The sequence below is a fragment of the Flavobacterium caseinilyticum genome (assembly GCF_004349085.1).
Lineage (GTDB): Bacteria > Bacteroidota > Bacteroidia > Flavobacteriales > Flavobacteriaceae > Flavobacterium > Flavobacterium caseinilyticum.
Genome location: NZ_SMFM01000008.1, coordinates 145,098 through 163,836 on the forward strand (window position 1 = coordinate 145,098; position 18,739 = coordinate 163,836).

Here is an 18,739-nt window from a genome sequence, read left to right on the forward strand (position 1 = left end):
AAAGATATACAGCACTTTTGTAAAAGATATACATCTTTATTTTTTATCATCAAGATGATACTAAAGTTGGGTGCTGACGATTCTCAAAATTTGTACGCAAACTCAGGGGCATCAATGAGAAGTAAATAATTATCGAACTACTGCTAAATACAAAAGCCACCCCAATTTTAAATGGGATGGATTTGATTCTAATTATTTTGAATGTTGTTTACTGTTTTATCAATTTTACCGTTTTTTGGTTTATTCCCTGACTTATTCTAGCGAAATAAGCACCAGTTGGCAGGTCGTCGCCAAACCTAATAAATTGACCATCGCTACTTTCTATGTGTTTTATGGTTCTTCCCAGAACATCATACACCATTATGTCCACTTTTCCTGTGCTGCCGCCTTTCATCTCTAAATTAAAATATTGGTTTGACGGGTTGGGGTATGCTATAACATTGAAAGTTATTGGTTCTGTAGGGACTTCAACAACTTCAGCAGTTTTGCTATTTGTTTTCTTCACCTCGTGTATCACGATGGATCCTCCTCCAAGCACTGTTGTTGCATCTGCGTTATCAAGTGATTCTTTTTGGTTATCATATACAACACCTGATCCATTCCAAATTTTGATTCTAAATTTATCTGCGACACGAATTGATTTCTTATCACCATCTATAGCAGAAACCATAAAGTTATAGCCCGACACACCGTTTATTGTTCCTTTGCCTTTGTATGTGGCTTGCGCTCCAGCAATCACCAATGACATAGCTTCATGAGAGCTGCTTTTAAAATTTAGACTTCCAGTCTGAAATTGAAACTCCGTATTTCCATCCACCTCATTGTTTCCTTTTTTGTATTTGGCAACAAATCCAAAGTTGGCTTTTCCTACAAGAGATGAACCTGTAAGTGCCCCTAGAGGAGAATTGATCCAGCCACCGCCTGTTACAAAACCACCATTTGGGTCGTATACTGCCAGATAAGCATCGGACTCTGAACATCCATCACCCGCAACAGCTTTTACACTGTACACTTCAGCAGGCAATCCACTTACTGGAAATGTAGCTATACCTGATCCATCCGTAACGCCAGTTCCTTTTAACGCACCATCAAGATAGAAAGTAACTGTGACTCCAGCAATTGGCGTAGTTGTGTCTGGAATTGTAACCTTAGCGCTTAATGTCGCAGCTGTATTTATGGCTACAGGAGCACTACTGGCACTTGCGTCTATTGATACCGCTAATATTGTTATTATTTGCGTAAAGATCACTGATTCATTTGCAGCTACATCTGTTGCAGTCCAAATATTTCTATAAGTATTTCCAATTAATTCTCCTGATGTTTTTTTGTAGGTAACATCTCCTGAACAATTGTCATTAGCTGCTGGAGCAAGAGCTTGTGCTGCAGCCAATGCTGTTGCGTTGCCACAATAAACACTAGTGTTTAAAGCAGAAGCAGAGGTTGTCCATATTGGGTCTTGATCATCGGTTACCGTTACTATTTGAGTAGCTGTGGCAATGTTTCCACTTCCATCAGTTACTGTCCAAGTTACGGTTGTGTTTCCTAAAGCAAATGGTTGAACGGCATTATTGCTTACACTTGCAACAGAACAATTATCATCTGTTACCGGTGTTCCTAAATCAACTYCTGAAGCAGTACATAATCCTGAATCTGAACTTACGCTTACTGCTATTGGTGCGGTAATGGTTGGATTTTGATTGTCTGTTACCGTTACTATTTGAGTAGCTGTGGCAATGTTTCCACTTCCATCAGTTRCTGTCCAAGTTACGGTTGTGTTTCCTAAAGCAAATGGTTGAACGGCATTATTGCTTACACTTGCAACAGAACAATTATCATCTGTTACCGGTGTTCCTAAATCAACTCCTGAAGCAGTACATAATCCTGAATCTGAACTTACGCTTACTGCTATTGGTGCGGTAATGGTTGGATTTTGATTGTCTGTTACCGTTACTATTTGAGTAGCTGTGGCAATGTTTCCACTTCCATCAGTTGCTGTCCAAGTTACGGTTGTATTTCCTAAAGCAAATGGTTGAACGGCATTATTGCTTACACTTGCAACAGAACAATTATCATCTGTTACYGGTGTTCCTAAATCAACTCCTGAAGCAGTACATAATCCTGAATCTGAACTTACGCTTACTGCTATTGGTGCGGTAATGGTTGGATTTTGATTGTCTGTTACCGTTACTATTTGTGTGGCGGTAGAAATGTTTCCGCTGCCATCCGTTACTGTCCAAGTTACGGTTGTGTTTCCAAGAGGAAATGCTGTTGGTGCATTATTGGTTACGCTGACAACAGAACAATTATCAGCTGTTGCTGGTGTTCCTAAAGCAACTCCTGAAGCCGTACATGTGGTATTGGTAAAAGCACTAACTGCTGCCGGTGCTGTTATCGTTGGATTGATGATATCTCCAATAGTCAAAATCATCTCATCTGTTGCGTCACAAGCCCCTGTTCCACTGACTGCAAAGCTTATTGTTGCTGATCCTGTACTAATATCGGCAGCTGATGGCGTATAAACCGTTACAAGAGTAGATGTACTTGAAAAGCTTCCAGAACCAGAACTCGACCATAAATAAGTAGGACTTGTTCCTGTTGCTACACCACTTAATGTGAGCGTTGTTCCTGGACATATCTTTTCATCCAGTCCTGCATCTGCAGTATATTTTCCTTTTATTGTAACGACTTTTGAACCAGTGAAGGTTCCGGGGCAAATTCCATCAGTTAAAGATGATATTGAATAAGTTATATCAACAGTTGGAGTTTTGACTATGGAAACTGTGCTTCCTCCTGTACCGCTAAATGTAGTGCCATCACTTAAAACTCCGAATACAATCCCTGAGCCAGTTAATGCGATATTTAATGTAACAGTTTCGCCCGGGCAAATACCGGAAATGCCTGGTGAAGTTAAAGTAGCTGTTGGTGTTGGATTTACTGTAATCTTGATAATGTTGGATAATGTTGAACAACTTCCAGCTGCAGATGAGGTTGCCTTTCGTTGGTACCATGTAGTTACCGTGAGAGAGCCAGGAATAAAATTTTGGTTATTCCCTCCTGAACCATTTCCAATATCAGAAAAATTGATACCGTCTGTGCTGTTGCTCCACCTATAACTGATAGTTCCTGTACTAGCACTAGCTACTGATCCGGTTAATGAAGCTGTGGAATTTCCTGAGCAAATTGTTTGGTTGGCAGAAATTGTATTGTTTGATACTGTATTAATAGTAAGTGTTGCTGTTCCTGTTTCTGACTGGTTATTAGTTTTAGTAGCAGTGTAAGTATATAGTCCCGCATCTGCAATTGAAACGTTAGGAATAGTATAAACAAGATTTGTTTCCGTAAAAGTATAAATTGGAGTACCCGTGGCTGATCCTTTATACAGGAGCATTGGCTTAGTAACGTCAATATTACCACCTCCAGTTGTATATAATGTTATAGTAGCAGAACCTCCGATTCCACAAGAAGGATTAGGGGATATGGATATTGAACCATCAGTAAATTCAGCCTTAGCCACTAACCCGGAGGTTAGGCCCGTTGTTGTGAGTACAAAAGAAACCCCGAGGTGATTTTCTTTAATTAGAAATTGATCATAATAAATATTTCCGTTTGAATCCGCAATCACAGTGCGGTCATGGGGGAGCAGGCAAGTCGCAGGTATGGGAGTTTCATCGAAATGAAAATCAACCGTTTCGCCTGGAGTCCAGCCCCAGCCAGTTATAATTACATACTCGCCAGGCTGATAGTCTATTTTGTCAGTTGTGACTACAGCCTGCCCGAAAGCAACACTGGTAAAAAACAAATTGGCAATTAAAAATAAAGAAGTTAAAAATCCTGATTTGAGTAAAAATGTTTTCATATTTCTTAAATTAAAATGATAAAATAACGGATACTGTATGCTCAACTTTAAAATGCAAACCCGATAGAATGAAGTTTCTATCGCAATTTTTTGATCAATTTAGAGGGATTTTTTAAACAAAATAAAAGCGCTTTTTAAAATAAAAAACGTGCTTCGATCATGTAATTTCCAAATACTTAAACACTAAATTATATTAATTTTATAACTCCTTTAACATTTATTTAATATTTTCGATGAAAGGATTAAAAACAACTATCAACTGCACAATAGATTGTTTTTTAGTTAATTAAAACTGGAAAACTAAAATTATTGCCACAGCTGAACCCCATTTTTCGGTTTTAAACCGATCAAATAATAAGGAGTAGACAATAAAAAAAGTTGTTTTATTTCAACGAATAAAAGTGAATTTCTCTAATTTTTACCACAAAAAATTCAATAGTGTTTAAACATAAGATGTACCATGCATATATTTTTAATGGATCAAAAAACTGTCTTTTAAGCCGCATGAAAATCTGAAAAATCTCTTATATTCCGGCTACTTCTTTCTTAGCAGAACTTTTTTTAATTTTCAAAATCGAACACAAAAAAATCCCAATCTAAAAAATAGATTGGGATTTTAAAATCGAATTATTTCGTTTCCGATTTTTTATTTCAAAACTGTAAACTCAATTTTTGAATCATTATAAATTCTGTGAGTTTGTTTTTGAAAATCTTCTGGTTTAGCATAAAAAATATTATCGACAAACGTCTGTGGATTCAAATCAATAAATGGAAACCAAGTACTTTGAACCTGAATCTGGATTTTATGTCCTTTTTTAAATGTATGAAAAACATCTTGCAATTTGATGTTTACTGCCGTTTTCTCATTGGCAACAAAAGGTTCCGGCTTTGAAAAACTGTTTCTGAAACGGCCTCGCATTACTTCACTTCGAACCATCATATGATAGTTACTCATCTTTAAATGAGGAGCAATTTCTTTCGTTTCCGGTTCATCATTTGGGAAAACATCAATTACTTTTACAATCCAATCCGCATCAGTTCCAGTAGTGGAAACTTGCAATTTAGCCAATATTTCTCCAGCTAAAGTAGTATCATCGTTCAATACTTCTGTTTCAAAAACAATCACATCCGGACGTCTTGCAGCAAAACGCTGGTCATCCGTCATGTATTTCCTTGGCGTAAGCCCTGCTTGTTTGATATCCTCAGAATGGGGAACGGGTTTTTTTGGATCGCTGATGAATTCTTCAAAAGAAATATTTTTCTTCGCCATTTTTGCCAATTGATTTCCTTGCAAAAAGAAATCTTGTTTAGCGGAATTTTGTGGAGGCCAGGTTTCATAGGTTTTCCACTCTTTTCTTCCAGTATCAAAAACATAGGCTTCAGGTAATTTATTTTCACCTTTACCATTGTTTTTTAGAAAATGACGGAAGAAGTTAGCTTCGATATTTTTTTGATAATAACCCGAAATACTGTCTCCAAAATTAATATTACCAATCACTTGTTTTGCTGAATTTCTAGCCCAATCCCCGTGACTCCATGGCCCCATAACGATTGTATTGTAGTTTTTACTACTCTTTTCAATGGTAGAATAAGTGTTTAATGGCCCATACAAATCTTCTGCATCAAACCAACCTCCTACTGTCATTACCGCTGGTTTAATATTTTTTAAATGCTGTAAAATACCACGTTTTTGCCAAAAATCATCATAACTGGAATGGTCTTTCAGCTGTTGCCAAAACTCGTTGTCTTTACCATAATATTTATCCAGATTCGATAATGGTCCTGCATCTAAGAAAAACTGATAATCATCATTTGTTCCTGTATTCGTGAATTTATACCAAGGTTCTGTAGTTCGCTTTGTTTTTTGTGGACCGAATAATGGCGTCACTTTCCAATAGCTCAATAAGTATGCTCCATTATGATGAAAATCATCAAAAAAGAAATCAGCAATACATGCTTGAGGCGAAACCGCTTTCAAAGCTGGATGATTGCTCAACAAAGAATAGGTTGCGTAAAAACCAGGATATGAAATTCCCCAAGTACCTACATTTCCGTTATTATTAGCAACATTTTTCACCAACCAATCTATAGTATCATAGGTATCCGAAGCTTCATCGATATCTTTTTTCCCTTTTTTATTTGGAATAAAACCGCGCATATTATCGTATAATCCATCACTCATGAACCTGCCGCGAACATCCTGATAAACCACGATATATCCTTCTTTCATCATCGTTTCACTTGGAGAAATACTTCTTTTGAGCTGACCTTCTCCATAAGGACCGGAATTATAAGGCGTTCTTTGCATTATAATCGGGTATTTTTTAGAAACGTCTTTGGGAGTGTAAATTGCTGTAAATAATTCGGCACCATCGCGCATCTTGATATGCACTTCTTTTTTAGTGTAATTTTCCGAAACATAATTGGCTTTATTGTCTTGGGCAAATAACAGAGCTCCAATAAAAAAAAGCGAAATACTGAGTAGTTTTTTCATGAATTTTTTTAAGTTAAAAATAGTTTTTAAAGGTAAAAAATCTCTTTTGAATATAATATCCTTATTTTAAATATTTTTAAATTTGCATATCATCTTTGCTGATAAAATAATGTAGAAATACTCACTATTTGTAGTTCTTGAATTATTTAAATATTCAATACCAATTATTCACTTAACTATTAAAATTAGTACTTTTTTTACTAATTAATATTTTATCTTTACCTTGAATTATTTACAAAAGCTACTCCTAAAAAGATAGTTTTTACTTACAAAAACGGCGTTTTTCCCATTTTAAGAGCTCTTTTCAGATAATTCACCTTATATTTGTAAATACCAAATTATTTTTTGTGGTTCTTAAAGTTTCTTTTTACGAACTTTTAATCCAAAATATGATTCCTTTATTTCAGAAATCATTCTGAAAAAATCATCTTTTTTTTGCAGTTTTCTGCATCTTTTGTCTTTTGGAAGAATTCCATTTACAGGCTAATAAATAACCGAAAAATAATACTTTTTGATTTTCTATTTAGAAAAATCAATAACTTAATTATTACTTCTATTTAATAATAAATTACTTTAAAAATGATATTTAAACAAATTAATAACAGAACCGGCGAAGATACAATCTACACCAATCAAATTATAACACTATTCCTTCATACCCATTTAGAGCAGTACGGCGATACCATTGAAGACATTCAAAAATGTATTGATTACGTCATGAATCCAAGCAAAGGAGGAAATATTGTAGTAGGAATAGACGATCAAAAAATGGTAGGTGTTATTATTTTAAATAACACTGGAATGAAAGATTACATTCCAGAAAATATTTTGGTTTATATCGCTGTGGATAATAGTCAGCGCGGTAAAGGTTTTGGAAAACAATTGATGCAAAAAGCCATATCCATTACCGAAGGAAATATTGCATTGCATGTAGAACCTAACAACCCTGCCAAAAAATTATACGAAAGTTTAGGTTTTACTAATAAATACTTGGAAATGAGGCTAATTAAATAGTTCTATCTTCAAAAAACTTGTTTTAAATTATCAGAAATGGCTTTTATAAAATTATATCAAAAAAAATTACAGGAAAACTATCATTTTTTGGATGAAACATTTAAATCCAGAAATATTGAATGGGGCGTAGTTTCAAAACTCTTATGTGGAAATACAATTTATCTTAAAGAAATCATTGCTTTAGGAGTTCGGGAAATTCATGATTCCAGAGTAAGTAATTTGAAAAAAATTAAAGAGTTGGATTCCGAAATTCAAACCGTTTACATTAAGCCACCGGCAAAACGAAGCATTGAAAGCATTGTTAAGTATGCTGATATCAGTTTTAATACTGAAATCTACACCATACAATTACTTTCAGATGAAGCAGTGAAGCAGAATAAGACACACAAAATCATCATAATGATTGAGATGGGCGACCTTCGTGAAGGTGTTATGGGCGAAGAATTAATAGAATTTTATGGTGCTATCTTAAAAATGCCTAATGTTGAAATATCTGGTATTGGAACCAATTTTAATTGCCTCAGCGGTGTGATGCCAACACAGGATAAATTGATTCAATTAAGTTTATATAAACAATTAATTGAAGCCAAATTTGACATCAGTATTCCATTTGTTTCCGGAGGAACTTCTGTTACGGTACCGTTACTTCTCAAAAACGCCCGACCAATGGCTGTGAATCATTTTCGAATAGGAGAAGCGCTATTCTTCGGGAAAGATTTGTTTACCGGAAATACCATTGAAGGAATGCACCATGATGTTTTCAAATTGTATGCTGAAATCATCGAAATTACCGAAAAACCGAATACACCAACAGGTGAATTAGGCGAGAACGTGGCCGGAAATTCGTTTTCGATAGACGATGTCACGGATTTAGGAATTACTTCGCTACGAGCCATTCTAGATATTGGATTGCTAGATATGCAGCCACAATATATCGAATCTGATGATACCGATATTACGATTGTAGATGCCAGTTCTGATATGTTGGTTATCGATATTTCTAATTCTAAAAAGACGTATAAAATTGGAGACTTAGTCGCTTTTCAAATACGATATATGGGAGCTTTATATCTTTTAAATTCTGATTACATCGAAAAAACAATAGAATAAAACACATTAATATTTTTTTGCTAATGAAATATTTTAACGGATTTAACAATGATTTCATATACCAATATGTGCCAAGTTTAAACTCAAATTGCACTAATTTCCAAAGATTGCTTCTTAGAAATTAGTGCAATTTACGTTTGCTATTTTGTCCAGATGCTTCGCTTTATTTAGCCTTTTCAAAGCGATCAATTCCTTCTCTCAACCAGCCTTTATAAGCATTAATATCCGAATTATAACTTTCTGGTTTGTCAGATAACATATTTTCTTCGGTATCCAAAACAATGTAATACGGTTGCGCATTGGCTTTGTATCTCGTGATTTGGAAATCACTCCATTTATTCCCCACACTTACAATTTCCTTACCCGTTTCTTTAGAAACATATTGCTCACTTTTTGGCAATTCTCTCTTGTCATCCACATACAAAGAAATTAATACCACTTCATCCTGTAATATTTTTAAAATTGCAGGATCTGACCAAACATAATCTTCCATTTTTCTGCAATTCACACAAGCATATCCTGTAAAGTCAAGTAAAATGGGTTTGTTTACTGATTTGGCATAAGCCAATCCCTTTTCATAATCCTCAAAAGCGATAAGATCATGCGGTCCTAAATGTGCACCTTCCGGCAAAATTTGAGCTGATGTGCTCGAACCACCTTTTGAATTTCCTACTCCGTACGGACTTTCACTATACGTCATTGGAGGCGGGAAACCAGAAATTAATTTTAATGGTGCTCCCCAAATTCCAGGAATCAAATAGATGGTAAAGGCCAAAACCATTAATCCAAAAGACAATCTCCCTACTGATATATGACTCATCGGACTATCATGCGGAAGCGTAATTTTCCCAAATAAATAAAAGGCCAATGTTCCAAAAATAGCAATCCATATTGCCAAGAACACTTCTCTTTCCAAGAAATGTAATTGTAAAACCAAATCCGCATTCGACAAAAATTTGAATGCCAAAGCTAATTCTAAAAATCCTAAAACTACTTTAACCGTATTCAACCATCCACCGGATTTTGGTAAAGAATTCAACCAACCCGGAAACATCGCAAATAACATAAATGGTAAGGCTAAAGCCAATGAAAATCCAAACATTCCAACAATTGGCGCAATTCCGCCTTTAGACGCAGCTTCAACTAAAAGAGTTCCTACAATAGGTCCAGTACAAGAAAACGATACAATCGCTAATGCCAAAGCCATGAATAAAATTCCAATTATTCCGCCTCTATCCGCTTGATTATCTACTTTGTTAGCCCACGAATTAGGTAACATTATTTCAAAAGCACCCAAAAATGAAGCTGCAAATGTGACTAACAAAACAAAGAAAATAATATTAAACCAAACATTCGTAGACAACGCATTCAGTGCATCGGCACCAAAAATCCAAGTCACTAAGAATCCTAAAACTACATAAATGAAGATGATTGCAATTCCGTAAATAATGGCATTTCTAATTCCTTTTGCCTTTGTTTTACTTTGTTTTGTAAAGAAACTTACCGTCATAGGAATCATCGGGAAGACACAAGGTGTAAGCAATGCGGCAAATCCAGATAAAAAAGCAATGAAGAAAATAGACCATAATCCTCTTTGTTTGTCAGACTTAGAATCTAATACCGGCACTTTTTCAGGAGTTACGGTTTGTTCTTTATTTACATCCGAATTTACAACCGCAGTATCAACTTTAGCCGAATCTAATGACGTTAAATCAGTTGCTATTGGAGCTGTTTCAGCTGTTTTTGAAGCCGCAGGAATCGCAAACGTGAAATTCTTCTCTATATTGATACAAACCTCTTTGCACACCTGATAATTAAAATCAACTTTAATTTCAGTCAGCTTTGGATTTGTTATTGTAATTTCTTGCTGAATTTGACCTTTTTTCTCGAAGAATGTTTCGTTAACTTCAAATATATCATTAAAAGCAGTTCTCGTCTTGCTTTCTTTGGCTTTTCCAACTAAAGTAAAGTTCCCTTTTTGATTTTTGAAAATGATTTCCAAAGGCAACGGACCACCATCCGGAGTAAATTGAGAATACAAATGCCAATCATTTTCTATGACAACATTGAAAGTAAGGATGTAATTTGTTTCTGATTTTTTTTCTATGTTGGTAGTCCATTTTGCAGGATCAAGAATTTGAGCGTCACCATTGGCAAAAGTCAAAAAAGCAATAAGTATAAATAGTAGTTTCTTCATTATTCTAATTGTATTTTAAGTATATTCTTTGTTGTATTCTCTATTCTAAAACGTTCATCCTGACGAAGTCCAACAATCCAAACTATGTCTTCATTCGAAAATAAAAGCCACGAATTTTCTTTTTCCAGCAAGGATAATTTTTCATCTTTAAAAAGCTTGCTCACTTTCTTAGATTTACCATTCATCCCAAAAGGTTGAAAACTATCGCCCTCATTCCAATGGCGTAAAACTAAAGGAAATTGCAATTTATCAGTATCAACAAATATAGTTTTATTTGAAGCGATACTAATGTCGGTTACCTTACAAAATGAAAGTTTTAAGGGAAAATTAACGTCTTTTTGATTTTCAGTAATAAAATATTCCTCCTTTTCATTTACAAAATTTATCGGACTTAGGATTAAAGAATCTCTGTCTTTCAATAATCTATATTCGGGCGAAAACACGTGTTTACCAGATTGGCTTTCGACCAAATCATAAATATCATCCCAAGCCGAAAATCCAAATTCTTTCAGCCATTGATGCAAATACGATTTATAATTGGGTAATTTTTTTAATTTTTTTAAGTCAAAATAAATAGTATCCTCCTCTTGTTTAGCCACTTGTTGATAAATCATAATTGATGCATCTTCAACCAAAACTTGCGCTTCTTGCAAATACGTTTGCGTCTTATGAAACGACGAAAGAAAATTGGGATTCAATTCCTTTAACATCGGAACTAGCTGATGGCGAATTTTATTCCGAAGGTATTTATCAGAGGCATTACTGCTGTCTTCGCGCCATTGAATGTTATTTAATTTGGCATATTCTTCCATTTCTTCTTGGCTAAATGCCAAAAGCGGACGAATAACCCTCTCGTTTTGTTCCGGAATTCCAGTTAAACCTTCTAATCCTGTTCCTCGACTCAAATTGATTAAAAAAGTTTCCAGATTATCATCGGCATGATGTGCCGTAAGAATATAATCGAAATTTTCAGTCTCTAATAATTCATAAAACCAGTTATATCGCAACTCACGCGCGGCAACTTGCGTAGAAACTTTATAATCTTCTGCGAAAGCTTTGGTATCAAATTGTGTTATAAATACCGGAATATCATTTGCGGCAGCATATTCCTGCACAAAATTTTGGTCCTCAAAACTTTCCATTGCACGCAACTGAAAATTACAATGTGCGATTCCTATTTCATAATCCAATTGCTGAAACAAATGCACCATTACCATGCTATCTTTCCCGCCGCTTGTGGCAAGAAGTATTTTTTTTCCGTTTAATAACTGGAAATTATGAAGAAGGTGGTTTTGGAATTTCTTTAGCATATTCAAATTTAATTAATTCGTTTGGATTTAACTTAAAACTTCTCGCATCGCTTTTGCTTTAAGCAAACATTCCTCATATTCATTTTCAGGGATTGATTGCGAAGTGATGGCACTTCCAACTGAAAAAGAAACGTATTGTTTTTCTTGATTATACAAAATGCTTCGGATAACTACATTGAAATCAAAATCACCGTTTGACGTAAAATACCCCACGGCACCGCTATACAACCCGCGTTTTGTTTCTTCCAACTGCTCAATGATTTTCATTACCGAAATCTTTGGTGCTCCAGTCATACTTCCCATCGGGAAAGTGGTTTTTAATACATCAACAACCGAATATTGCGCATCTAATTTTGACGTTACAGTAGAAATCATTTGATGTACTTGCAAAAAAGAATAAATTTTACATAACTCTTGTACTTCAACTGATCCTTTTTGTGCCGTTCGAGACAAATCATTCCGCACCAAATCCGTTATCATAATATTTTCGGCTCGTTCTTTTGGGTCTAAAGCCAATTGTATTTTTGATTTTTCATCTTCGATTGGGTCTGAAAATCGTTTCGCAGTTCCTTTAATGGGTTGCGAAATAATACGTTCTCCTTCTTTCCTTAAATAACGTTCCGGCGTCGCCGAAAGTAAAAAGTGTTTATTATTTTTAAAAAAAACGGCGAACGGAGGCTGAGAAATTTCGTTGAGTTTGATAAATTTTTCTATTGGATCAATCGTTGCATTTTCAGCAAAAAATTCCATACAAAAATTAGCTTCATAAATATCGCCTTGATGAATGTGTTCCAAAACTTTTGAAACCTTCTCAAGATAACTTTCTTTCGGAATGCGTTGTCGAATTGTTACTAATGCTTCTATTTCGACTTTTGTTTTTAGACTTTCGACAATTTCTTCAAAATCTTCCTCCACTTCATTGTCACACATATTGAGGTATTGAATTTCAAGTTGATTTCCTTTCAATAAAAACAACTTTTTAGGTTGGAAGAAATACAAATCCGGAAATTCTAATCCGTCAAAATTCTGAGATTGTAACTGTTCAATATCATTTTTTACATCATAGGATAAATATCCAAAAAGCCAATCTTTGGTATTTTGCTGGTATTGTTTTAAATCCTCAAAAGCATTGTGATAATCTGTTTTTATTGAAGTAAATGCATCGATTGCAAGAACACAATCATAACTGGAATAATTTTGTGGATAATCATTGCTGTCCAAATAAATGATTTCTCGAAAATGTTGAGACCAAAATAAAAGCTGTTCTTTAAACAGTTTTGGATCAGAAATAGACTTGTAAATAGAAGTTCTCAAAAAGCATTGGTATTTAAAATTCAAAATTACAACAAAAAATAAACCTTCAATAACCGATTTTACTAAAATTAGCTTATTTTTTTGTAAATTTGATAGTGCTTGATCCGTTTTAGATTTTTCAAATCATTAAATCTTTCCCGTTATGGCTTCCAAAATTTTCCTCAATTTAGCTATTAAAGACCTTAAAAAATCGATTGATTTTTTTACTACACTTGGATTTTCTTTCAACCCACAATTTACTGATGAGCATGCCACTTGTATGATTATTGGAGAAAATATTTTTGTAATGCTAGTTACTGAGCAACGATTTAAAGACTTTACCAAAAAAGAAATTTGCAACGCCCATAAAAATACTGAAGTATTAATTGCAATAGATGTTGATAGTAGAGAAAAAGTAGATGAAATGGTAAACACTGCAGAAGATGCCGGTGGTTCAATTTATATGGAGCCGCAAGATCATGGATGGATGTATGGACATAGTTTTGCCGATTTAGACGGGCATCAGTGGGAAATTATGTTTATGGATGAAAATGCAATTCCACAATAATAGTTTTCAAATATGTAACCTCTAACACAATATACTATGAAAATTGCAATTATTATTATCCGAACTTTAATTGGACTTATATTACTTTATGCGTCCGTTAGTTTTTTTCTAAAACTAGCACCAGAACCAGAAGTTACTGGGAATTTCAAAGCTTTTAATATAGGTTTAGTCGCCTCTACTTATATATTGCCATTAGCAAAATCAATGGAATTCCTCTGTGGACTATCGTTTCTTACCGGACGTTATGTAACATTAGCTAATCTCTTAATCTTACCTATAACCTTAAACATATTATTTATTAATTTTTTCTTATCCCCTCAAGGAATACCGATTGCTGTATTTCTCTTTTTAGGCAATCTATTTTTAATTTACAGCCATTGGGAAAATTATAAAGGTCTGTTTATAGCAAAAGGCTAAAAAAAAAAATACTATAAACTAAGAAACCCGCTCAATTTAGTTTGAACGGGTTTCTTTATTTTATAGAAAATGTAATTAACTAATTACACATGTAAAGCTCTATTTTCAGTTGCTGCTAAAGCTGCTTCTTTTATTGCTTCCGCAAATGTTGGGTGCGCATGAGACATTCTTGAAATATCTTCAGCAGATGCTTTGAATTCCATTGCAGTAACCGCTTCAGCAATTAAATCCGCACAACGAGCACCAATCATGTGAACGCCCAATACTTCATCTGTTTTTGCATCAGCAAGAATTTTTACAAATCCGTCTAAATCTCCACCAGCTCTTGCGCGACCTAAAGCTTTGAAAGGAAAACTTCCTGATTTAAAATCTACACCAGCTGCTTTTAATTGTTCTTCTGTTTGTCCAACAGCAGCCACCTCTGGCCAAGTATAGACAACTCCAGGAATCAAGTTATAATCAATATGTGGTTTTTGACCTGCTAATATTTCGGCAACCATAGCTCCTTCTTCTTCTGCTTTATGTGCTAACATTGCTCCACGAACTACATCACCAATGGCATAGATATTAGGAATATTAGTTTGCAAATGATCATTTACTTCAACCATTCCTCTATCTGAGATTTTCACTCCTGCTTTATCAGCATTCAATCCATCAGTGTACGGACGACGACCTACAGAAATCAATGAATAATCTCCTTGCAGCGTAATTGTTTCTCCTTTTGCATTTTCAGCTTGAACTACAACTCCTTCTCCATTTCTTTCTACGGATTTCACTTTGTGTGAAACGTAGAATTTCATGCCTTGCTTTTTTAATACTTTAGTCAATTCTTTAGACAATGAAGCGTCCATCCCAGGAATGATTCGGTCTAAATATTCTACAACAGAAACTTGTGCTCCTAATCGTAAATACACTTGACCTAATTCGATTCCGATAACTCCACCACCAATAATTACCAAATGTTTTGGTACTTCTTTAAGTTTTAAAGCTTCGGTAGAAGTGATGATTCTTTCTTTGTCGATTTTGATAAAAGGTAAAGAAGAAGGTTTTGAACCTGTAGCAATAATGATATTTTTAGCTTCGACAGTTTCAGAAGTTCCATCCGCTTTAGCAACAGCAACATGTGTCGCATCAACAAATGAACCTAATCCTTCTAGAACTGTAATTTTATTTTTGTCCATTAAAAATTTCACACCACCTGAAGTTTGATCGACAACAGCCTGTTTACGTGCAATCATTTTTTCAAGGTTTACTTTTACTTCACCAGAAACTTCAATACCGTGATCTGCAAAATGAGCAATTTCACTGTAATGATGAGAAGAAGCAAGCAATGCTTTTGAAGGAATGCAACCTACATTTAAGCAAGTTCCTCCAAGCGTGGAATATTTTTCGATAATTGCTGTTTTGAAACCCAATTGTGCACAACGAATTGCTGATACATATCCGCCTGGTCCAGAACCTATAATGACTACGTCAAATGAACTCATAGTATATTTTTTTATTGTGTTTTTATAAAATGTTGTACAAAATTAAGGAATTAAGTTTTGTTTAAAGTTTAATTCAGAAGGTTTTTTGGTACGAATTTTTAGTAATTAACATTTAATTATGCTTAAATGCTGCTTTAAATTCACATTTCTTCTAAACATCAACAACGGTCGTGTTTTTTACTTCACTAATCATGAATGTACTGTGCGTACTTCCTATATGTTGTAATGTAGTCAGTTTTGTAACCAAAAATTCCCGGTACGCTTCCATATCTTTTACAACTATTTTTAAAATATAATCGTAATCACCGCTCACATGATGGCATTCAATCACTTCTTTTAGTTGTATCACTTCACTTTCGAATTTAGCGATAAACTCTTTAGTGTGTTGTATTAATTTAAGATGACAGAAAACCACAAAACCTTTTTCGACTTTCGAACGATTAATTAAGACGACATATTTATCGATAACACCTTCTCTTTCCAGTTTTTTAATGCGCTCATAAACGGCAGTAACCGAAAGATTGAGTTTTAAGGAAAGTTCCTTAGTTGTTTTCTTACTATCTGATTGTAATAAAAAAAGTAGCTTTTTATCTGTAGCGTCTAATATCATTCCGATGAAGTATTTGAAGTGAAATAAAATCTATATAAATCCTATTTAGAAAGCTAATTTAGAAAATTAAATTAGATATTTATTTTTTAATAGTTTTAAAATCTAATATTTAGCAATATGATTGATTATTAATCTAGAATGATTTTATTTTGAAATAGATTTCTTGATTTATCCGGGATTTCTAGCCCAGATAGCAGTGAAAATCCTTTTCTTTTTTTCTTTAAAAAAGAAAAGATTGAAACGAATAGCTGGAAATAGCTCCTAAATAAACTATTAAATATAAATTATGAAAAATTTCAATCCCGCAGACAATATTCAGGATTTACAGTACTTTGGTGAATTTGGTGGTGTAAATCCATCAATTTCAGACTCCTCAACTTACACTTTTCTTTCGGCGAAAACCATGTTCGATACATTTGAAGGTAATATGGAAGGATGCTACTTGTACTCCCGTCACTCTTCACCAAGTAATTTATACTTAGACAAAGCCATGGCAGCGATGGAAGGAACAGAATCAGCAAATGTTTCGGCTTCAGGAATGGGAGCGATTACGCCTACGCTATTGCAATTGTGCGGAACGGGTGATCACATCGTTTCAAGTAGAACTATTTATGGCGGAACGTATGCTTTTTTGAAGAATTTCACACCAAGATTCGGCATCAAAACTACATTTGTCGACATCACAAAATTAGACGTTGTAGAAGCAGCAATTACTCCAGAAACTAGAGTTTTGTACTGTGAAACGGTGAGTAATCCTTTGCTGGAAGTTGCTGATATTGAAGGTTTGGCAAAAATTGCAAAACGATATAAATTAACTCTTGTGGTTGATAATACTTTCTCTCCATTATCTGTTTCTCCAGCAAAATTAGGAGCTGACATTGTGATTCATAGTTTGACAAAATACATTAATGGAAGTAGTGATACTGTGGGTGGTGTAACTTGTGCATCACAAGAATTTATCGACAGTTTAAAAAATGTGAACAGCGGTGCTAGTATGTTATTGGGTCCAACAATGGACAGTTTGCGTTCGGCGAGTGTGATGAAAAACTTGCGCACGCTACACATCAGAATGAAACAACACAGTTACAACGCGATGTATCTGGCGGAACGTTTTGAAAAAGACGGTCTAAAAACAGTTTATCCAGGTTTAAAAAGCCATCCAAGCCACGAAATCTATAAAACGATGATCAATCCTGAATATGGTTTTGGCGGAATGATGACTTTAGACGTGGGAACTTTGGAGAAAGCTAATGCTTTAATGGAACTGATGCAAGCAAAAAATCTTGGGTATCTTGCTGTAAGTTTAGGGTTTTATAAAACCTTATTCAGCGCTCCGGGAACTTCAACTTCAAGTGAGATTCCGATGGAAGAACAAATAGAAATGGGATTAACTGATGGTTTGATTCGGTTTTCTATAGGTTTAGATAATGACATTGAGAGAACGTATCAGATGATGAAGAAATGTATGATGGAATTAGACATTCTAACAGCAGAATCAATTTTGACGGAATAGTATATTTATTTTTTTATTAAAAAAAGCAACAAAATATTTTGTTGCTTTTTTTGTTCATTAGTTTTATGTAATCAAAAGTATATTAAGTACAAATATTAAAACAAATAAAGATCAAAATCACTAAGTAAAATCTTAAGAAATTTCAAAAAATAAATCATTTTAAGAAATTATATGCATGAATCCATTTACAAATTAACAAAAGCGATACATACAATTTTAACAAACTCTCAATAAATATAGATGCATAATAATTAAGTAATTCTTACATATTTTAATTTTTATCACTACATAGGTTCTAGGACTGATCCATTGAAATTTAAAAAAAATTTAATTCAGAACAGCGAATTTCCAGTTTTGGATACAAAAAAAAAAAGCCTATCTTTTCAGATAGGCTTTTCAAAGAAAGGCGACGACATACTCTCCCACATAACTGCAGTACCATCTGCGCAGGCGGGCTTAACTACTCTGTTCGGGATGGGAAGAGGTGAGCCCCGCCGCAATAACCACCTTAAGAGGTTATAATTGCTTTGGGCAATTACTGTAATGTTGTTTATTGTTTTATAAACATCAATTACATAATATCTTAACATACTGAGATAAAGAAAAAAGTATTAAAGTTCCTGAAATAAATTCAGGATAAAAGAAAGTTTCTTCCTGCCGATTGCTCGGCAGGAAAAGCGTACATAAGCTTACGGGTTATTAGTACTACTCGACTATGACATTACTGCCTTTACATCTATAGCCTATCAACGTGGTCATCTCCCACGACCCTTAAAAGAAATCTCATCTTGTGGTGGGTTTCGCGCTTATATGCTTTCAGCGCTTATCCCTTCCAAACGTAGCTACTCTGCGATGCCACTGGCGTGACAA

General features: G+C 34.5%; 12 protein-coding genes and 2 rRNA genes. 5 read left to right on the forward strand and 9 right to left on the reverse strand.

From position 1 onward, the window contains the following. Positions 1 to 208: 208 nt before the first annotated feature. Positions 209 to 3,856, reverse strand: a complete 3,648-nt coding sequence (locus tag E0F89_RS14580; RefSeq protein ID WP_131910509.1) for a T9SS type A sorting domain-containing protein — start codon at positions 3,854 to 3,856, stop codon at positions 209 to 211. A 646-nt stretch (positions 3,857 to 4,502) separates the two neighbouring features. Next, positions 4,503 to 6,350 (reverse strand): CocE/NonD family hydrolase, encoded by a 1,848-nt coding sequence (locus E0F89_RS14585; protein ID WP_131910510.1) that lies wholly within the window; start codon positions 6,348 to 6,350, stop codon positions 4,503 to 4,505. Between the two features lie 579 nt (positions 6,351 to 6,929). Between E0F89_RS14585 and E0F89_RS14590 the strand changes: the two genes are divergently transcribed. Together E0F89_RS14590 and E0F89_RS14595 are read left to right on the forward strand one after the other, a co-directional pair. Further along, positions 6,930 to 7,364: a GNAT family N-acetyltransferase gene (locus tag E0F89_RS14590; protein WP_131910511.1), complete on the forward strand. Its 435-nt coding sequence runs from the start codon at positions 6,930 to 6,932 to the stop codon at positions 7,362 to 7,364. Between the two features lie 36 nt (positions 7,365 to 7,400). Beyond that, positions 7,401 to 8,474 (forward strand): alanine/ornithine racemase family PLP-dependent enzyme, encoded by a 1,074-nt coding sequence (locus E0F89_RS14595; RefSeq protein WP_131910512.1) that lies wholly within the window; start codon positions 7,401 to 7,403, stop codon positions 8,472 to 8,474. Between the two features lie 163 nt (positions 8,475 to 8,637). Here E0F89_RS14595 and E0F89_RS14600 read toward each other — a convergent pair whose 3' ends face one another. From E0F89_RS14600 to E0F89_RS14610, 3 genes are read right to left on the reverse strand one after another with little or no spacing between them, the layout of a single operon-like run. Continuing rightward, the gene (locus E0F89_RS14600) at positions 8,638 to 10,671 is read right to left on the reverse strand and encodes a protein-disulfide reductase DsbD family protein (RefSeq protein ID WP_131910513.1); all 2,034 of its coding nucleotides are present in this window, start codon (positions 10,669 to 10,671) and stop codon (positions 8,638 to 8,640) included. Next, complete coding sequence (gene tilS, locus E0F89_RS14605) at positions 10,671 to 11,981, reverse strand: tRNA lysidine(34) synthetase TilS (protein ID WP_131910514.1); 1,311 nt, start codon at positions 11,979 to 11,981, stop codon at positions 10,671 to 10,673. The genes E0F89_RS14600 and tilS overlap by 1 nt, the downstream gene beginning before the upstream one ends. 27 nt (positions 11,982 to 12,008) lie before the next feature. Then, complete coding sequence (locus E0F89_RS14610; RefSeq protein WP_131910515.1) at positions 12,009 to 13,295, reverse strand: anthranilate synthase component I family protein; 1,287 nt, start codon at positions 13,293 to 13,295, stop codon at positions 12,009 to 12,011. Between the two features lie 142 nt (positions 13,296 to 13,437). Between E0F89_RS14610 and E0F89_RS14615 the strand changes: the two genes are divergently transcribed. Both E0F89_RS14615 and E0F89_RS14620 read left to right on the forward strand, forming a co-directional pair. Beyond that, positions 13,438 to 13,842 (forward strand): VOC family protein, encoded by a 405-nt coding sequence (locus E0F89_RS14615; protein ID WP_131910516.1) that lies wholly within the window; start codon positions 13,438 to 13,440, stop codon positions 13,840 to 13,842. Between the two features lie 36 nt (positions 13,843 to 13,878). Then, positions 13,879 to 14,259, forward strand: a complete 381-nt coding sequence (locus tag E0F89_RS14620; protein ID WP_131910517.1) for a DoxX family protein — start codon at positions 13,879 to 13,881, stop codon at positions 14,257 to 14,259. Between the two features lie 83 nt (positions 14,260 to 14,342). Here the strand turns inward: E0F89_RS14620 and lpdA are convergent, their stop codons facing one another. Then, a complete protein-coding gene (gene lpdA, locus E0F89_RS14625; RefSeq protein ID WP_131910518.1) occupies positions 14,343 to 15,746 on the reverse strand; it encodes a dihydrolipoyl dehydrogenase in 1,404 nt (467 codons plus the stop codon). Positions 15,747 to 15,897: 151 nt separating this feature from the next. Continuing rightward, positions 15,898 to 16,356, reverse strand: a complete 459-nt coding sequence (locus tag E0F89_RS14630; RefSeq protein WP_131910519.1) for an Lrp/AsnC family transcriptional regulator — start codon at positions 16,354 to 16,356, stop codon at positions 15,898 to 15,900. A gap of 286 nt (positions 16,357 to 16,642) precedes the next feature. Between E0F89_RS14630 and E0F89_RS14635 the strand changes: the two genes are divergently transcribed. Next, the gene (locus E0F89_RS14635) at positions 16,643 to 17,869 is read left to right on the forward strand and encodes an aminotransferase class I/II-fold pyridoxal phosphate-dependent enzyme (RefSeq protein ID WP_131910520.1); all 1,227 of its coding nucleotides are present in this window, start codon (positions 16,643 to 16,645) and stop codon (positions 17,867 to 17,869) included. A 401-nt stretch (positions 17,870 to 18,270) separates the two neighbouring features. Here the strand turns inward: E0F89_RS14635 and rrf are convergent. Together rrf and E0F89_RS14645 are read right to left on the reverse strand one after the other, a co-directional pair. Then, positions 18,271 to 18,380 (reverse strand): 5S ribosomal RNA (gene rrf, locus E0F89_RS14640). A gap of 168 nt (positions 18,381 to 18,548) precedes the next feature. Continuing rightward, positions 18,549 to 18,739, reverse strand: a 23S ribosomal RNA gene (locus E0F89_RS14645); the annotation flags it as partial.

Excerpts from the sequence above, each read along its gene's own strand:
- E0F89_RS14585 (WP_131910510.1), bottom strand. The coding sequence starts at position 6,350 with ATGAAAAAACTACTCAGTATTTCGCTTTTTTTTATTGGAGCTCTGTTA.
- E0F89_RS14590 (WP_131910511.1), top strand. The coding sequence starts at position 6,930 with ATGATATTTAAACAAATTAATAACAGAACCGGCGAAGATACAATCTAC.
- E0F89_RS14595 (WP_131910512.1), top strand. The coding sequence starts at position 7,401 with ATGGCTTTTATAAAATTATATCAAAAAAAATTACAGGAAAACTATCAT.
- E0F89_RS14600 (WP_131910513.1), bottom strand. The coding sequence starts at position 10,671 with ATGAAGAAACTACTATTTATACTTATTGCTTTTTTGACTTTTGCCAAT.
- tilS (WP_131910514.1), bottom strand. The coding sequence starts at position 11,981 with ATGCTAAAGAAATTCCAAAACCACCTTCTTCATAATTTCCAGTTATTA.
- E0F89_RS14615 (WP_131910516.1), top strand. The coding sequence starts at position 13,438 with ATGGCTTCCAAAATTTTCCTCAATTTAGCTATTAAAGACCTTAAAAAA.
- E0F89_RS14620 (WP_131910517.1), top strand. The coding sequence starts at position 13,879 with ATGAAAATTGCAATTATTATTATCCGAACTTTAATTGGACTTATATTA.
- lpdA (WP_131910518.1), bottom strand. The coding sequence starts at position 15,746 with ATGAGTTCATTTGACGTAGTCATTATAGGTTCTGGACCAGGCGGATAT.
- E0F89_RS14630 (WP_131910519.1), bottom strand. The coding sequence starts at position 16,356 with ATGATATTAGACGCTACAGATAAAAAGCTACTTTTTTTATTACAATCA.
- E0F89_RS14635 (WP_131910520.1), top strand. The coding sequence starts at position 16,643 with ATGAAAAATTTCAATCCCGCAGACAATATTCAGGATTTACAGTACTTT.